This is a genomic window from Bacteroides luti (assembly GCF_900128905.1).
GTDB classification, from domain to species: Bacteria; Bacteroidota; Bacteroidia; order Bacteroidales; family Bacteroidaceae; genus Bacteroides; species Bacteroides luti.
The window spans coordinates 1-14,405 of sequence record NZ_FQTV01000009.1; the positions used below are offsets into that span (position 1 = coordinate 1).

At 38.5% G+C, this 14,405-nt stretch carries 16 protein-coding genes; 8 read left to right on the forward strand and 8 right to left on the reverse strand.

What is annotated here, in order from left to right:
- Window positions 1-317: 317 nt before the first annotated feature.
- Genes BUC21_RS09315 through dnaE form a run of 3 tightly spaced genes read right to left on the reverse strand, consistent with a single transcriptional unit; the run spans window position 318 to window position 4,714 of the window.
- Window positions 318-653 carry a hypothetical protein gene (locus BUC21_RS09315; protein WP_073401559.1) on the reverse strand — a complete coding sequence of 112 codons (336 nt, stop codon included), beginning with the start codon at window positions 651-653 and terminating at the stop codon, window positions 318-320.
- Between the two features lie 44 nt (window positions 654-697).
- Window positions 698-1,012 carry a thioredoxin gene (trxA, locus tag BUC21_RS09320; protein WP_073401561.1) on the reverse strand — a complete coding sequence of 105 codons (315 nt, stop codon included), beginning with the start codon at window positions 1,010-1,012 and terminating at the stop codon, window positions 698-700.
- 45 nt (window positions 1,013-1,057) lie between these two features.
- Window positions 1,058-4,714, reverse strand: a complete 3,657-nt coding sequence (gene dnaE / locus BUC21_RS09325) for a DNA polymerase III subunit alpha (RefSeq protein WP_073401563.1) — start codon at window positions 4,712-4,714, stop codon at window positions 1,058-1,060.
- Between the two features lie 217 nt (window positions 4,715-4,931).
- Here dnaE and BUC21_RS09330 point away from each other — a divergent pair, with 217 nt between their 5' ends.
- Genes BUC21_RS09330 through BUC21_RS09340 form a run of 3 tightly spaced genes read left to right on the forward strand, consistent with a single transcriptional unit; the run spans window position 4,932 to window position 6,667 of the window.
- Window positions 4,932-5,618, forward strand: a complete 687-nt coding sequence (locus BUC21_RS09330) for a phosphatidylserine decarboxylase family protein (RefSeq protein WP_073401565.1) — start codon at window positions 4,932-4,934, stop codon at window positions 5,616-5,618.
- 8 nt (window positions 5,619-5,626) lie between these two features.
- Window positions 5,627-6,334 (forward strand): CDP-diacylglycerol--serine O-phosphatidyltransferase, encoded by a 708-nt coding sequence (gene pssA, locus BUC21_RS09335; RefSeq protein WP_073401567.1) that lies wholly within the window; start codon window positions 5,627-5,629, stop codon window positions 6,332-6,334.
- Between the two features lie 60 nt (window positions 6,335-6,394).
- The gene (locus tag BUC21_RS09340) at window positions 6,395-6,667 is read left to right on the forward strand and encodes a DUF4834 family protein (protein WP_073401569.1); all 273 of its coding nucleotides are present in this window, start codon (window positions 6,395-6,397) and stop codon (window positions 6,665-6,667) included.
- An 18-nt stretch (window positions 6,668-6,685) separates the two neighbouring features.
- Here the strand turns inward: BUC21_RS09340 and BUC21_RS09345 are convergent, their stop codons facing one another.
- A complete protein-coding gene (locus BUC21_RS09345) occupies window positions 6,686-7,120 on the reverse strand; it encodes a nucleoside deaminase (RefSeq protein WP_073401571.1) in 435 nt (144 codons plus the stop codon).
- A 1-nt stretch (window position 7,121) separates the two neighbouring features.
- Window positions 7,122-7,355, reverse strand: coding sequence for a hypothetical protein (locus BUC21_RS09350; protein WP_073401573.1), 234 nt, complete (start codon window positions 7,353-7,355; stop codon window positions 7,122-7,124).
- Between the two features lie 70 nt (window positions 7,356-7,425).
- On the opposite strand from BUC21_RS09350, the gene BUC21_RS09355 reads away from it, so the two are divergent.
- Genes BUC21_RS09355 through BUC21_RS09365 form a run of 3 tightly spaced genes read left to right on the forward strand, consistent with a single transcriptional unit; the run spans window position 7,426 to window position 8,921 of the window.
- Window positions 7,426-7,791: a YraN family protein gene (locus tag BUC21_RS09355; RefSeq protein WP_073401575.1), complete on the forward strand. Its 366-nt coding sequence runs from the start codon at window positions 7,426-7,428 to the stop codon at window positions 7,789-7,791.
- 35 nt (window positions 7,792-7,826) lie between these two features.
- Entirely contained in the window at window positions 7,827-8,183 is a 357-nt protein-coding gene (locus BUC21_RS09360) for an MmcQ/YjbR family DNA-binding protein (RefSeq protein WP_073401577.1), read from the forward strand.
- A gap of 3 nt (window positions 8,184-8,186) precedes the next feature.
- The gene (locus BUC21_RS09365) at window positions 8,187-8,921 is read left to right on the forward strand and encodes a biotin--[acetyl-CoA-carboxylase] ligase (RefSeq protein WP_073401579.1); all 735 of its coding nucleotides are present in this window, start codon (window positions 8,187-8,189) and stop codon (window positions 8,919-8,921) included.
- 97 nt (window positions 8,922-9,018) lie between these two features.
- Here BUC21_RS09365 and BUC21_RS09370 read toward each other — a convergent pair whose 3' ends face one another.
- Window positions 9,019-9,705, reverse strand: a complete 687-nt coding sequence (locus tag BUC21_RS09370) for a tetratricopeptide repeat protein (RefSeq protein WP_073401581.1) — start codon at window positions 9,703-9,705, stop codon at window positions 9,019-9,021.
- Between the two features lie 107 nt (window positions 9,706-9,812).
- Between BUC21_RS09370 and pyrH the strand changes: the two genes are divergently transcribed.
- Window positions 9,813-10,523 carry a UMP kinase gene (pyrH, locus tag BUC21_RS09375; RefSeq protein ID WP_073401583.1) on the forward strand — a complete coding sequence of 237 codons (711 nt, stop codon included), beginning with the start codon at window positions 9,813-9,815 and terminating at the stop codon, window positions 10,521-10,523.
- 229 nt (window positions 10,524-10,752) lie between these two features.
- On the opposite strand, the gene BUC21_RS09380 is transcribed toward pyrH, so the two are convergent.
- Window positions 10,753-11,982: a 3-phosphoshikimate 1-carboxyvinyltransferase gene (locus tag BUC21_RS09380; protein WP_073401585.1), complete on the reverse strand. Its 1,230-nt coding sequence runs from the start codon at window positions 11,980-11,982 to the stop codon at window positions 10,753-10,755.
- A gap of 328 nt (window positions 11,983-12,310) precedes the next feature.
- Here BUC21_RS09380 and BUC21_RS09385 point away from each other — a divergent pair, with 328 nt between their 5' ends.
- On the forward strand, window positions 12,311-12,865 hold the full coding sequence (locus BUC21_RS09385) for an HD domain-containing protein (protein ID WP_073401587.1): 555 nt from the start codon (window positions 12,311-12,313) through the stop codon (window positions 12,863-12,865).
- A gap of 17 nt (window positions 12,866-12,882) precedes the next feature.
- Here the strand turns inward: BUC21_RS09385 and BUC21_RS09390 are convergent, their stop codons facing one another.
- Window positions 12,883-14,193, reverse strand: coding sequence for a leucine-rich repeat domain-containing protein (locus tag BUC21_RS09390; RefSeq protein WP_073401589.1), 1,311 nt, complete (start codon window positions 14,191-14,193; stop codon window positions 12,883-12,885).
- Window positions 14,194-14,405: the final 212 nt, after the last annotated feature.

The window sequence follows — 14,405 nt, forward strand, 5'->3', positions numbered from 1 at the left end:
AGCCGGTCACGAGGGGCCTACCCTCATCTTGTACATAGTTGCAAATATTGCTTGCCAGCAATATTTTTCACGGCACACACCCTCACTCCCTCACTCTTTTTTGTAATATACTGAATATGAAATGACTAATGGGTGATGGTAGCTTTTTTGTCCATCACTTTACCCTCACAAAAAGGGTCATCCCTCACCTTTTCGAGCATAATTTGCTCATTTCGGATGTGTGCGTATGCGTAATATAGGCTTAAGTATCCTAAAAACAAAAAGAGAGCCTAGGCAATAGTCTGCCAAGGATCTCTTCTATATCTAATTAAGTGAGGTTAATCAACCTGACCTAATGAATTCCCATATTCCATTTCTCCTTGAACAACAAAGAGAATATCTTCGGGATTAAAGTCTCCCATACCATCTTTTTTTGCCTCTTTTACAATGTATTCCACGATTTCGTCCTGATCGATATTTACATATCCATCAGCATCCGGTTGTGCATCCAAACATCCGCTTGTAGAATAGTAATCCACCATTACGTCGAGGAAATAATAGAGCTCATCGTCAGTAAACTTGTCTTTCAAGTCTTGTGGCAAAAAGTTCTTAATGAATTCAACGGTCTTTTCGTCGTCTTCATCTTCCAATAAGAAATCATCTTCTAAGCCCATAATCTAAATTTGTTTTGAGAGTCTTTATAAAATTTATTATTGAATTACAGTAAAGAATCAATCTTTGCCTGGAAAACAGATTTTGCAGCTGCTCCAACTTGTTTATCAACAACTTCGCCATTCTTAATAAACAATACAGTAGGAACATTACGGATTCCGAATTTTGATACTAGATCGTCATTCTCTTCAATGTCACATTTTCCAATAGTTACTTTTCCTTCGTATTCTGCAGCTAATTCTTCGATTGCAGGTCCTATTTGTTTGCAAGGTCCGCACCAAGTTGCCCAGAAATCTACTACTAAAGGTTTTTCGCTTTGAAGTAATTCTTCAAAATTATTGTCTGTTATTGCTAATGCCATAATATTATCCTTTTTTTATTAAACGTATATGATGCAAATATAATATTAATTAATATGATATTCAAGTTCGGGATGTTCATTTATATAGTTGACGATTTTTTTTCCAACTGATAATTTAGTGGAACGAGCCATAAATTCAACCGAATAATTTGATTCATCATCAAAGATTTTAAAGAAAAGCTCTGTCTTTCCCGGACTTTCATTGCTTAAAATAGAGAGTTCTGTCACAACCTGCTGATCTAAAGCTTTCAATGGGATAAAGATAGTCATCTTTTCTATTAATGTTTCCTTCACATCGGGAAGCAGTTCCATAGATGTTATTTTAATATCCAGCTCGTCCGGTTTCCATTGACGTGGCTGACAACGGCCTTTGATATATAAGAACATTCCCACAGAAAGAAAGTTCCGCCATTCAATATAGTCGTTACCGAAGAAAGGCAGCTCATTGGAGCCGGAGAAATCTTCAATTTTGACTATAGCATAAGGCTTTCCGGTTTTTCCCATACCTTCGCGAACGTTTGTTACTATTCCTCCAAAGGTGAGCTCCTTGTTGGCAAGGGATGCTCTGTCTGAGAAATCGACCATTTTTGTATTACATACATCCTTTAAAATAATAGAATACTCATCAAGAGGATGAGCTGAAAGGTAGATACCAACCAATTCTTTTTCTTTATTAAGACGTTCAAGGTCGCTCCATCTTTCTGCCGGCAATATTTCGGGCGTTGCAATATCGATAACATTATCTCCACCGAAAAGAGAGTTCGCAGCTTGTTCTCTGTCCAGCTGATACTTGTTACCGTAACGTACCAGTGTTTCAAGGAACGTTTCTCCTTTTGTATTTGCAGCAAAGAATTGTTCTCTTTTTAATTCAGGAAAATTATCGAAACCACCGGCAAGAGCTATGTTTTCAAGGTTCTTCTTGTTGCATGCAGTTAAGTTTACCCGCTGAACAAAATCGAAAATTCCGGCAAACGGACCATTTTTCTCTCGTTCTTGAATAATTGCTTCCACCGCACTTTCTCCAACACCCTTGATAGCTCCCAATCCAAAGCGGATGTTTCCTTCTTTATTTACTGTAAATCTCAAGTGGCTTTCATTTACATCGGGACCGAGGACCTGCATTCCCATGGCTTTACACTCATCCATCAGTTTAGTGATTTCCGTGATGTTTGAAATGTTACGGCTCATTACGCCGGCCATATATTCTGATGGATAATTAGCTTTGAGGTATGCAGTCTGGTATGCTACCCACGAATAACAGGTTGCATGAGATTTATTGAACGCATACGAAGCAAACTTTTCCCAGTCCGCCCAGATCTTTTCCAGAACCTTTGGGTCGTGTCCGTTTTTCTGTCCGCCTTCCAGAAAGAGTGGTTTCAGGTGATCAAGCTTATCTTTCAGCTTTTTACCCATCGCTTTACGCAATGTGTCCGACTCACCACGAGTGAAGTTGGCAAGAAGTCTGGAAAGAAGCATCACCTGTTCCTGATATACCGTAATACCATACGTATCTTTAAGATACTTTTCCATGATAGGTATATCGTATATAATCGGTTCACGACCATGTTTACGGTCGATGAACTGAGGAATATAGTCCATTGGCCCCGGACGGTAAAGGGCATTCATCGCGATAAGGTCCTCAAAAGTACTAGGCTGAAGCTCTTTCAGGTATTTCTGCATACCAGGAGATTCAAACTGGAACGTTCCGATTGTCTTTCCTTCACTATATAATTTGTAAGTAGCCTCGTCTTCTGTAGAAATCGTATCAATGTCCAGTTCTATACCGCGGTGCAAACGAATATTAAGTACCGCTTCCTTGATGATTGAAAGAGTTTTCAATCCCAGGAAGTCCATCTTAATAAGTCCGGTATCCTCAATTACTGAACCTTCATATTGAGTAACCAACATTTTTTCGCCGGTTTCTTTATCATCGGCGGTACTAACCGGTACCCAGTCGGTAATATCGTCACGGCAAATAATGGTACCACAGGCATGAACACCCGTATTACGCACATTACCTTCTAGCATTTGTGCGTATTTCATGGTATCTCTTACCAAAGGATCGAAAGAGTTGCAAGCCTCCTGTAACTCTGGGATTGCAGCAATACAGTTCTTTAAATTTATCTTCGGCGATTTTCCGTTTACTTCAGGCAAGCGGTCAGGAATTAACTTGGTTAGTCTGTCCGATTCAGACAAAGGCAATTTCTGTACACGCGCCACATCCTTTATGGCCAGCTTGGTAGCCATTGTACCGTAAGTAATAATGTGGGCTACTTTCTCGTAGCCATATTTATCAGTAACCCAACGAAGTACCTCACCACGGCCGTCATCATCAAAGTCGATATCAATATCAGGAAGTGAGATACGGTCGGGATTCAGGAAACGTTCGAACAGCAAGTCGTACTTGATAGGGTCTAACTGAGTAATTCCCAAACAGTATGCAACAGCCGAGCCCGCTGCCGAACCACGTCCTGGTCCAACAGATACACCCATGCCTCTTGCAGCAGCGATGAAATCCTGTACAATAAGGAAGTATCCCGGGAATCCCATGTGCTTAATTGTAGCCAACTCAAAATCCACACGTTCCTTTTGTTCCTCATTCATTTCTCCCCAACGCTTCTTTGCCCCCTCGTAAGTGAGGTATTTAAGATAATCGTCGTCGTTATCAAATCCTGCAGGTTTTGGGAAGTTAGGAAGAATAGGACCGTGGTCGATAGTGTAGAACTCCACCTGATCGCATATATCCACTGTATTGGAAAGAGCTTCCGGAACATCAGAAAAGATTTCATTCATTTCCTCTTTGGTTTTCATCCATTCCTGCTTGGAATAGAGCATACGGTTAGGATCATCCAGATCTTTACCAGTACTGAGGCAAATCAAACGGTCGTGAGCTTCAGCATTTTCTTCGTCCACAAAGTGTACGTCGTTGGTGCATATCAGCTTAACATTATATTTTTGTGAAAGCTTTATTATTTCAGGATTAACCATTGACTGGAGAGCAAAAGCTTCATGGTTGGCTCTTGCCACAGTAGCTTTATGGCGTTGTAATTCCAGGTAGAAATCATCGCCAAAAAGGTTCTTGTACCAACGGATTGCCTCCTCAGCTTCTTCTATTTGCTGCTTTCTTATTTTCTGAGGAACTTCACCTCCCAAACAAGCAGATGAAACAATAAGTCCTTCGTGATATTTCTCTAATTCAGTTCTGTCAGTACGCGGACGATAATAATAACCATCAGTCCAGGCTTTAGACACCAGCTTTATCAGATTATGATAACCTTTTTCGTTCTTTGCAAGTACAATTAAGTGATAACCACTTTGATCTTGTTTACCATCTTTCTTATCAAGAGAACGCTTTGCCACATACATTTCGCAGCCGATAATCGGTTTAAATAATTTCTTTTTAGCGGCTTCTAATTGTTCTTTGCAATTGTTTATTTCGTTCTCTTTATCTTCGCATGCAAGTTCTCCTGATTCAAGCTGAGAGATTTTCTTTTTCAGATCTTTTATCTCGCCGTTTGCTCCTCCATTCTTCTTCTTTACATAATTGAAGAATTCTTTTACACCGAACATGTTTCCATGATCGGTCAAGGCAATACCTTTCATTCCGTTGTCAATAGCTTTATCAACCAGAGCTTTAACGGAGGCTTGCCCATCGAGGATAGAATATTGTGAGTGAACATGTAAATGAACAAAATCTTGCATATTAACTAAAAATTTAAAAAAATAATTCAAACCATAAATAAAATGGTTTTCAAAGATACTTAGCTTTCGACTTTCAAAAAAGTGAATTCGCTAAAAGTTATCAACATAAATGTTTTTTATAAGAAATGAAGTATTTTTATTCATTTCTATGATAAATTACTTGGTAGCTTATCAAATTAAGATTATTTTTGCGCCATAAATTCATTAAAAAGGACTGATGGGTCGACTTAAAAAATTAAAGAAAATAAGAATTCATAGAGAAGGTACTCATATTTTGGCAATTGGGTTACTTTTTTTTCTTGTTATTAATAGCCTTGTTTATTACTATGTTGATTGTAAATTGCCATTTTATCTGCTAGCAATTGTAAGTATTGCTATATATGGATTGATGGTGAATTTCTTTCGCTGCCCTATCCGTTTATTTGGGGAAGATACAACTAATGTTGTAGTAGCTCCTGCAGACGGAAAGATTGTGGTTGTGGAAGAAGTTGATGAAAATGAGTATTTTCACGACAAGCGCTTAATGATTTCAATCTTTATGAGTGTTGTAAATGTGCATGCCAACTGGTATCCTGTTGACGGAACAGTAAAACACGTAAGCCATCAGGATGGTAAGTTTATGAAGGCATGGTTGCCAAAGGCAAGTACAGATAATGAACGTTCTACTGTTATTATAGAAACTCCTGAAGGTGTTGAGGTATTGGTAAGACAAATTGCCGGTGCTATGGCAAGACGCATTGTGACTTATGCTGAGGCTGGCGAAGAATGTTATATTGATGAACATATGGGATTTATTAAATTTGGTTCCCGTGTTGATGTTTATCTTCCTCTTGGCACAGAAGTACTTGTTAAGATGGGACAATTGACTGTAGGTAACCAGACTATATTAGCAAAACTGAAATAATTATTGTAATGGCAAACTCTATAACTCGTCACATTCCTAATTCTGTTACTTGCTTAAATTTGTTTTCAGGCTGTATTGCTGCGGTGATGGCTTTTGAAGCAGAATATGAAATGGCGATGCTTTTTATAGTATTGAGTGCCGTTTTTGATTTCTTTGACGGATTTCTGGCGCGCTCGCTTCATGCATATTCAAAAATTGGTAAAGAATTAGATTCATTGGCCGATGATGTTAGTTTTGGAGTTGCGCCTTCGCTTATCATATTTTCTTTATTTAAAGAAATGCATTATCCTTCCTTTCTGATTTGTCTGGAAGATTACATTCCTTATCTGGCATTTACAATTTCAGTTTTCTCGGCATTAAGATTGGCAAAGTTCAATGTGGATGAGCGACAGACCAGTTCATTTATCGGGCTACCGGTTCCGGCAAATGCTCTTTTCTGGGGATCTTTGGTTGTTGGAGCACACTCTTTCTTAATTTCGGATAGTTTTAATGCTATATACCTCTTTGCTCTTGTGGTTATATTCTCATACCTTTTGGTTTCAGAGATTCCGATGTTTTCTTTAAAGTTCAAGAATCTATCCTGGAAAGATAATAAAGTGAGTTTCATTTTCCTACTGGTTTGCATTCCTCTACTCATCTTTTTAGGTATTGCAGGTTTTGCTGCTGTAATTGTTTGGTATATTCTTCTTTCTGTAATTACAGGAAAGAAGAAATAAACAAAGAGTTTGGCACACTTGTTGTATATCACTCTATATTATAAATAAACTTATTTGCTCATGGGTGCTATATTTAGCTTATTCTTTTTCATTATTATAATCGTTCTGGTTTTTGGTTTGTCAATTATCAGTGGTATTCTTCGTCTTCTTTTCGGATTTGGTCGTAAATCACATACAAGAAGCTATAATTTCGGGGGAGGGGAGCGAACATCAAATACACATAGTGATACATCTTCCGGTGCTGCTTCAGATTCTAAGTCAAAGCATAAAAAGATCTTCGATAAAGATGATGGAGAGTATGTGGAGTTTGAAGAGGTAAAGGAAGATAAGTAAATTCTTAGGGAATAGCTTCTAACGTCTTTTCTGAAAGAAACTCTTCATCAGCGTAGCGCATTCTTCTTTCAAAATTCCTTTTACAACAACAGTTTTGGGATGAAGTGCGTCTGGGGCATACTTCTGATAACCTCTTTTCTCATCCTCTGCACCGAAAACCAGTCTTGCAGTCTGTGCCCATGCAATAGCTCCGGCACACATCACACAAGGCTCTACGGTTACGTAAATAGTGCATTCGTTCAGATACTTTCCTCCAAGCACATTTGCTGCAGCGGTAATGGCTTGCATTTCTGCGTGAGCGGTGACATCGTTTAGCGTTTCGGTAAGATTATGAGCGCGGGCAATAATTCTTTCTTTGCTCACCACAATAGCTCCAACCGGAATCTCTCCTCTGTCGAATGCTTTCTGAGCTTCGACTAAAGCCTGTTTCATAAAATAGGTATCGTCAAGCATATTAACGTCTCATATCGTGTTCGCCGAAGAGAGTAGGGTAATCTTCCTGCATATTTTTATATACAAACTGAAGAACAGTCTCACGCAGCCAACGAGATTTGTTTTCTATCTTATATTTACTAAGATAGCGTTCCACAATCTGCATCTCTTCATCACTTAATGAACAAGTAATGTGCTGCTGACGTTTTGGCAAATTGGCCGCGGTTTTAAATCTTTTTCTGACGTTCGTTCCCATATTATCTGCAAAATTACTTTTACTTCTGTAAATACAAAGAATAAATTCAGTAAATTTGCAAAAACAATCTATGGCAGAGCACAATATTTTAGGAAAAAGCGGAGAAGAGGAAGCTATAAGGTATCTTGTTGCTCATGGTTATGCTATCCGTCACCAAAATTGGAGGCGGGGACATAAGGAGATAGATATTGTGGCAGAGAAGGATAACGAGCTGATTATAGTTGAGGTGAAAACACGGAAAAACAGACTGTTTGCCGAGCCTCAAGATGCCGTTACTCCAATGAAAATAAGACGTACTGTTTCTGCTGCAGATGCTTATCTCAGGTTTTTCCAAGTCGACCTGCCAGTCCGTTTCGATATTATTACGGTTGTTGGAGAAACAGGTTCCTTTACTATTGAACATATAGAGGAAGCTTTTTATCCTCCCGTTTGGTAATAGTAACTTAATGCTTTAATCAAATATATTTTATTATGGATATAGAATCGGCCAGAGAATATTGTTTGCAAAAGAAAGGGGCTACAGAAGATTTTCCTTTTGATGAGGTTAATTTGGTTATTCGGGTAATGAATAAGATGTTTGTTTTGATGGATCTTGAGACCCCCGATAAAATAACAATGAAATGTGATCCGGAATATGCCATTGAACTCAGAGAGAGATATTCGGGTATTGAAGGGGCTTATCACTTTAATAAGAAGTATTGGAATCAGGTAATGTTCGATGGAAGTGTTGATGATTCTTTGATAAAACAACTCATTGATCATTCGTACGAAGAAGTTATAAAGAAATTTACCCGGAAGCTACGTGCCGAGTATGATGCATTGCCTTAAACTATGAAATGTAATATTATCAGGCTAGAGGAGACTCGTTCTACAAACGTCTACCTCCGTGATTTATTTTCCAACCAGACAGTACCCGAGTTTACAACAGTAGTAACCGAATACCAGTCGGCTGGGAGAGGCCAAATGGGGAATTCATGGGAAAGTGAACAGGGTAAGAATCTGCTTTTCTCTGTCTTGCTGCAGCCCGATTTTGTTCAGGCGAGGGAACAGTTCCTTATTTCCCAGATAACCAGTCTTGCGATAAAAGAATCGCTCGACCGTTTTGCTCCCGGATTTAGTATTAAGTGGCCCAACGATATTTACTGGAATAAACAGAAAATCTGTGGAATGCTGATAGAAAACGACATTGCAGGCATGATGCTTTCTCACAGCATTCTTGGAATAGGAATCAATATTAATCAGGAGGTCTTTGTGAGTAATGCACCAAACCCGATATCCCTGAAAACAATCACCGGAGATATTCAGGACAAAGACGAGATTCTGGCCGACATACTTCATCGCCTTTCTGCTTATTACGAATTGCTGCGAAAAGGAGAGGAAGAGAAAATCAGTAGCCTATATTTTAATTCATTATTTCGGAAAGAAGGTTTTTATCGATATGCAGACAAAAATGGCGAATTCTCTGCCAAAATTACACGTATTGCACCCGGAGGAGTTTTGATTCTGAGTACAGTGTCGGGCGAAGAAAGGGCCTATTTATTTAAAGAAGTACGTTTTGTACTATAGTTAATTCTACAGAATACAAAGTATATATTAATAAAGAAATAGCGGTCTGTCCTGATTACTCAAGGCAGACCGCTATTTTTATATTAACAAGCAAAGCTTATTTATTTGATTCCAATTCTACTAAATGAATTTTATCCAGCGTTTTCTTAGCTTCGGAAGAAGGAAACAGACTTATAACCTTTTCCAGGTGAGCTTTGGCTTTCTCATATTCGGTTGTAACCAAACGTGCCAGCTCATTTCTATAATGAGCATACTGCATTCTCGTTGGTGTATTCACCTTCTTAAACTCTTTATCCAGCGTTCGTTTTTCTTTGTCGGCAGTAAAGAAATAGTAGTTTCCTATATAGATATTGGCAGCCAGATTATTATTGTCTAGTGCAAGAATCTTTTCATAAGATTTTAAAGCTTCGTCTTCCTTCCCCAGAACAACTTCCAGTTCGGCGCAAGGAACAAGATACGAAACTTCATTTGGCTTTAGTTGTAACAATTCTTTGTAATAAACATAAGCTTTTTCATAATTACGGGTATGCTTGCAATAAAAACCTAATTGGTAAAGCATTTCAGCACGTGCAGGACAACTAAAAGAGATGCTATCCAGAAAGAATTTTTCTGATTTAAAAAGATCCTTATCAACCGCAATATGAAACAGATTGCTTGCTTCATTCCAATGCTGCTCGGCCAAAGCATGAGATATGTTTGGCATAATCTGCTCTACAGTCTGTGCAGAAAGTGACTTAGAGAACAACAAGAAAAAAGAAATTAGAATAGTAAAGTTTATTCTCATATACGTCTTTTGTTTAGATTCAATACAAAGATATTAATTAATCGATGACAAGTATATTTTAAGTGGAGATTTTTATGTAAGTTTGCCGAAATTAAACATTTAGAAATATGGTTAAATATAAAAGAATTCTTCTGAAGCTAAGTGGAGAAAGCCTGATGGGAGAAAAACAATATGGTATTGATGAAACTCGTTTAGGTGAATATGCCCAGCAAATAAAGGAAATTCACGAGCTTGGCGTACAGATTGGAATTGTTATTGGTGGTGGAAATATCTTCCGTGGACTAACCGGAGCATCCAAAGGTTTCGACCGTGTGAAGGGTGACCAGATGGGTATGCTTGCAACAGTTATTAACAGTCTGGCTTTGAGCTCAGCTCTCGGGTCTGTTGGTGTTAAAAGCAGAGTGCTTACAGCTGTTCGTATGGAGCCAATTGGTGAGTTCTATAATAAATGGAAAGCTATCGAAACACTAGAGGCCGGAGAGGTGGCAATCTTCTCGGCAGGTACAGGAAATCCGTTCTTTACTACAGATACCGGTTCGTCATTGCGCGGAATTGAAATAGAAGCAGATGTAATGCTAAAAGGCACTCGCGTAGATGGTATCTATACAGCCGACCCAGAAAAGGACAAGACTGCAACAAAATTCAAGGAAATTACATACGATGAAATCTATACTCGTGGATTGAAAGTAATGGATCTTACCGCTACAACTATGTGTAAGGAAAACAACTTGCCTATTGTTGTGTTCGATATGGATACAGTTGGCAATTTGAAAAAGGTTATTGAAGGAGAAGATATAGGGACTTTAGTTCATAACTAACCAGAGTTAGAGTAAACTTCCTCGGGAGTTTTTAAAAATAAAGTAAAGGTAATCTTAAAAAGGTGTACGCTAAAAGATATTTAGGTGTACACCTTTTGTTATTTTGGTCTACTGCTTATGCGGAATGTTTCCTTTAGTTTTGCCTTAACTCCGGCCAGCAAATTACTTAATACTGGTTGTGTTTTATTATAGCACCTCTTTTATCCGGAATTAGGAAATAAGAGCTTTGTTAATCTTCCTGTTGAATAGAAAAACCTGCCTTGGTTAAATCTTCCCAGTAATGAGGATAAGATTTTGAAACCACTTGAGGATCACAGATCGTGATGGAAGGAATTCTCAGACAAGCCGGAGCAAAAGCCATTGCCATACGGTGATCTTCGTAAGTCTTTATTGCGGGAGTTTCAGACACAGATTGACGTTCACCATCCCAGTATAATGTAGCTTTTCCGGTTTCCTTAAGCACATATCCCAACTTGCTCAGTTCGGCAATCAATGCAGCTATACGGTCGGTCTCTTTAATCTTCAGGGTATGTAGTCCTGAGAAGCGGAAAGGAATTCCCATTACGGCGCAAGTTACTGCGAATGTCTGTGTAAGATCGGGCTCATTAATAAAGTTATACTCCATTTGTTCGCAGCAAACTCCCGTTTTTCTGAGTAGAGCTCCCTTGGAATTAAAAATAGTTTCAACACCTAATTCAGTGAATAACTCTGCCACCTTACTGTCTCCCTGATAGCTATCCGCAAACAAACCATTCAGCTGAATCTCAGCTTGGGGAGCAAGAGCCGCCATCTGATACCAGTAAGAAGCAGCCGACCAATCAGATTCCACTGTAAATGGTACAGATGTGTAAGGTTTTGGACGCACCTCAATGCAGTTATCATACAACCATTCAGCTTCTGCGCCAAAATCTTTCATTAATTGCAGTGTCAGGTTGATATATGGTTTGGAGATAATATCTCCCGTAAGAGTCATTTTTAGCCCGTTTTTAAGAATAGGGGCAATCATCAGCAGTGCAGATATATACTGTGAACTTACATTTCCTTTAAGAGAGATAGCGCCACCTTCCAGTGGTTTTCCGCTAATGCGCAACGGAGGGAATCCATTGCTTCGTTCGTATTTAATTTCAGCCCCCAGCATTTTTAGTGCGTTGACCAGAATCTCAATGGGACGTTGCTGCATACGCTCGGTTCCCGTAATTACCCTTGTTCCCTCTGTTACCGAAAGAAAAGCAGTGAGAAAGCGCATGGCTGTACCGGCAGCCATAATATCTATTGTTTCATCCTGAGAGGCAAGTGCTTTTACCATTACATTTGTATCATCGCAGTCGGATAGATTTTCCGGTTTATAGGTACCTTTGGCAAGCGCGTTAATAATTAATGCACGGTTACTTATACTTTTTGAAGCCGGCAACTGAATGTCGGTACAAACCTGGGCAGGAGCAGAAACTTGAATTCGCATGGTAAGTCAGTTAAGAGCAATATGCTGGTTAAAAAAATAGTATGATTGATGCTACAAAGATAACGATCTTAATTATAAAAGGCCATTTTTCTATGTCCTAATCTTTAAAAAGAGTGAGGGATGAGCTTAAAAGTGAGGGATAAAGTGAGGGATTGGTGATGGATGATTTTTGTTTTATGCGTTTTAATCGTTTTAATATTAGATGCTTATACTTTTTTGGTGAGGGAGTGATGGTTGAAAATGATTTTTATAATTAAAGCATAACATCTTAATTACCATGAATTAAAATATTATTTTTGCTGCTCTTTAAAAATAGAGCATCAAAGACATGGAACCAAGAGAACTTATAAATTTTATGAGTATTGCAGAGAAGTTGAAATGCAATACGCGCCATTCGTGGACGTCCACCAATCGTCACGAAAGTGTGGCCGAACATAGCTGGAGATTATCATTAATGGCTTACTTTATACAGGATGAATTTCCGGAAGCGGATATCAATAAAGTGATTTTAATGTGTATTTTTCACGATCTTGGTGAAGCCATAACCGGAGATATACCTGCATTCAATAAAACAAAGAAGGATGAAGAGATAGAGGATAAGGAGATTACTCAATTAATAAATACTTTGCCAGAGGGTTATCGGGAAAAGCTATCTCATCTATTCAAGGAAATGAATGAGTTGCAGACTCTTGAAGCTCGTATCTACAAAGCTTTGGATAAAATGGAAACACTGGTTCAGCACAACGAAGCAGATATTTCTACCTGGCTTCCGCTGGAATATAAGTTAAACCTGGAATATGGTGAAGAGGCTGTAAGTTTCTCATCTTACATGAAAGAATTGAGAAACGAAATATGCAATGACTCTTTAAAAAAGATGGAATAGGAAACTGAATAAGTCTCCTATTTTTCGATGATATTAGTAAATTCATTCCATCCGGCTGCATCTTTATAGACTATTGCGGTTCCTTTTGGAATATATAATTTACAGTTCTCTTTATCAATTCCATTGAATGAACCCGAAGCAACCTTTGCTGGCTGTAATGCCTTGCAATGTATTTCTGTTACTCCTGTACAACCAGAGAATGCCTGATAACCAACAGACTCCAGTTCTGCCGGAAGGGTAAGAGAGGTTAAACCAGTGCATCCGTTGAAAGCGTTCTCTCCAATATAAGTTGTTGTATCTGGAATTGATACGGAAGTTAATCCGGAACAACCAAAAAATGCGTTTTCGCGTATCGTAGTTACGCTCTTGGGAATAATGATTGAGGTTAATCCGGCACAATCATTGAATGAATTCTCGCTAATGGTAGTCATCTTGCTTGGCAAAACAATAGCAGCCAGCCCCTTACAACCCAAGAATGCTGCTTCGCCAATAAAAGTTACACTATCAGATATTGTAAGATCAGTAATACCCGAGCAGTCAAAGAAAGCCCAGTCACCGATGGAAGTCACACTATCTGGAATAACCACAGATTTCAATCCCGAACAATTTCTGAAAGCGTTCTCGCCAATTGAAATTACACTATTGGGGATTGTAATAGTGGATAACTTCTCACAATCTCTGAAAACCTGATCGCCTATAGAAGTTAAACTTCCGGAAATTATGACAGAAGCTAATTCTTTGCAATCCTTAAAAGCTTCATTGCCGATAGAAGTAACACTGTTTGGAATAATAAGGTCCGTTAATCCTATACAACCCTGGAATGAATCTTCGCCGATGGCGGTTACTTTATCACCCAAACTTAATGAAGTTATTCCTTCGCAACCGGAAAATGCATAATTACCAATGGCGCCGCTGGGAATTTCTACTGAAGTCAACCCGTTACACCCTTCAAAAGCATAAACTCCAATGTTTAAAATACTATCAGGAATAGTAACAGAAGTAAGTTCTATACAACCCGAAAAAGCTCTTTTCCCAATAACGGTAGCCGTATTAGGAAGTGTTATAGAAGTGATTATCTCCATTCCGGCAAACATATACTCCGGAATTTCATTGTTTCGGGTAGTAATATACTCCTGATCATCATTATAAAAGCTTCCTCCTTCTACAATGTTCACGTCTGCAAGATTAAGTACAGATAAGTTGGCTATGCTACGAATCGTGGCAATATCATCCGCATTTATTTCTCCCGTAAGAGTTAAAAGCGTATTGATATTTATCTCGGTTTCGAGCTGAGTACTTAAATTGCCTGCTGTTACATTTGTTTTCATGATGAACTGATTAATTGATATCCTTTCCTATTCACATAGTAAACAAAGAAGATTAATAATGGTTGTTATTACCTATCACCTTTGCTTTTATGCAAACTTACTAAATTATTCCTTTTTAAAAAAGATGGAATTTGTTTTTTATCGGTAAAGCCGCCTCGGAAGCCTTAAATATTGATGAATTCTGGTTAATAAGATATTTATTTTGGAAAAAT

Coding starts and splice junctions, on each gene's coding strand:
- BUC21_RS09315 (WP_073401559.1), bottom strand. CDS start 653: ATGGGCTTAGAAGATGATTTCTTATTGGAAGATGAAGACGACGAAAAG.
- trxA (WP_073401561.1), bottom strand. CDS start 1,012: ATGGCATTAGCAATAACAGACAATAATTTTGAAGAATTACTTCAAAGC.
- dnaE (WP_073401563.1), bottom strand. CDS start 4,714: ATGCAAGATTTTGTTCATTTACATGTTCACTCACAATATTCTATCCTC.
- BUC21_RS09330 (WP_073401565.1), top strand. CDS start 4,932: ATGGGTCGACTTAAAAAATTAAAGAAAATAAGAATTCATAGAGAAGGT.
- pssA (WP_073401567.1), top strand. CDS start 5,627: ATGGCAAACTCTATAACTCGTCACATTCCTAATTCTGTTACTTGCTTA.
- BUC21_RS09340 (WP_073401569.1), top strand. CDS start 6,395: ATGGGTGCTATATTTAGCTTATTCTTTTTCATTATTATAATCGTTCTG.
- BUC21_RS09345 (WP_073401571.1), bottom strand. CDS start 7,120: ATGCTTGACGATACCTATTTTATGAAACAGGCTTTAGTCGAAGCTCAG.
- BUC21_RS09350 (WP_073401573.1), bottom strand. CDS start 7,355: ATGGGAACGAACGTCAGAAAAAGATTTAAAACCGCGGCCAATTTGCCA.
- BUC21_RS09355 (WP_073401575.1), top strand. CDS start 7,426: ATGGCAGAGCACAATATTTTAGGAAAAAGCGGAGAAGAGGAAGCTATA.
- BUC21_RS09360 (WP_073401577.1), top strand. CDS start 7,827: ATGGATATAGAATCGGCCAGAGAATATTGTTTGCAAAAGAAAGGGGCT.
- BUC21_RS09365 (WP_073401579.1), top strand. CDS start 8,187: ATGAAATGTAATATTATCAGGCTAGAGGAGACTCGTTCTACAAACGTC.
- BUC21_RS09370 (WP_073401581.1), bottom strand. CDS start 9,705: ATGAGAATAAACTTTACTATTCTAATTTCTTTTTTCTTGTTGTTCTCT.
- pyrH (WP_073401583.1), top strand. CDS start 9,813: ATGGTTAAATATAAAAGAATTCTTCTGAAGCTAAGTGGAGAAAGCCTG.
- BUC21_RS09380 (WP_073401585.1), bottom strand. CDS start 11,982: ATGCGAATTCAAGTTTCTGCTCCTGCCCAGGTTTGTACCGACATTCAG.
- BUC21_RS09385 (WP_073401587.1), top strand. CDS start 12,311: ATGGAACCAAGAGAACTTATAAATTTTATGAGTATTGCAGAGAAGTTG.
- BUC21_RS09390 (WP_073401589.1), bottom strand. CDS start 14,193: ATGAAAACAAATGTAACAGCAGGCAATTTAAGTACTCAGCTCGAAACC.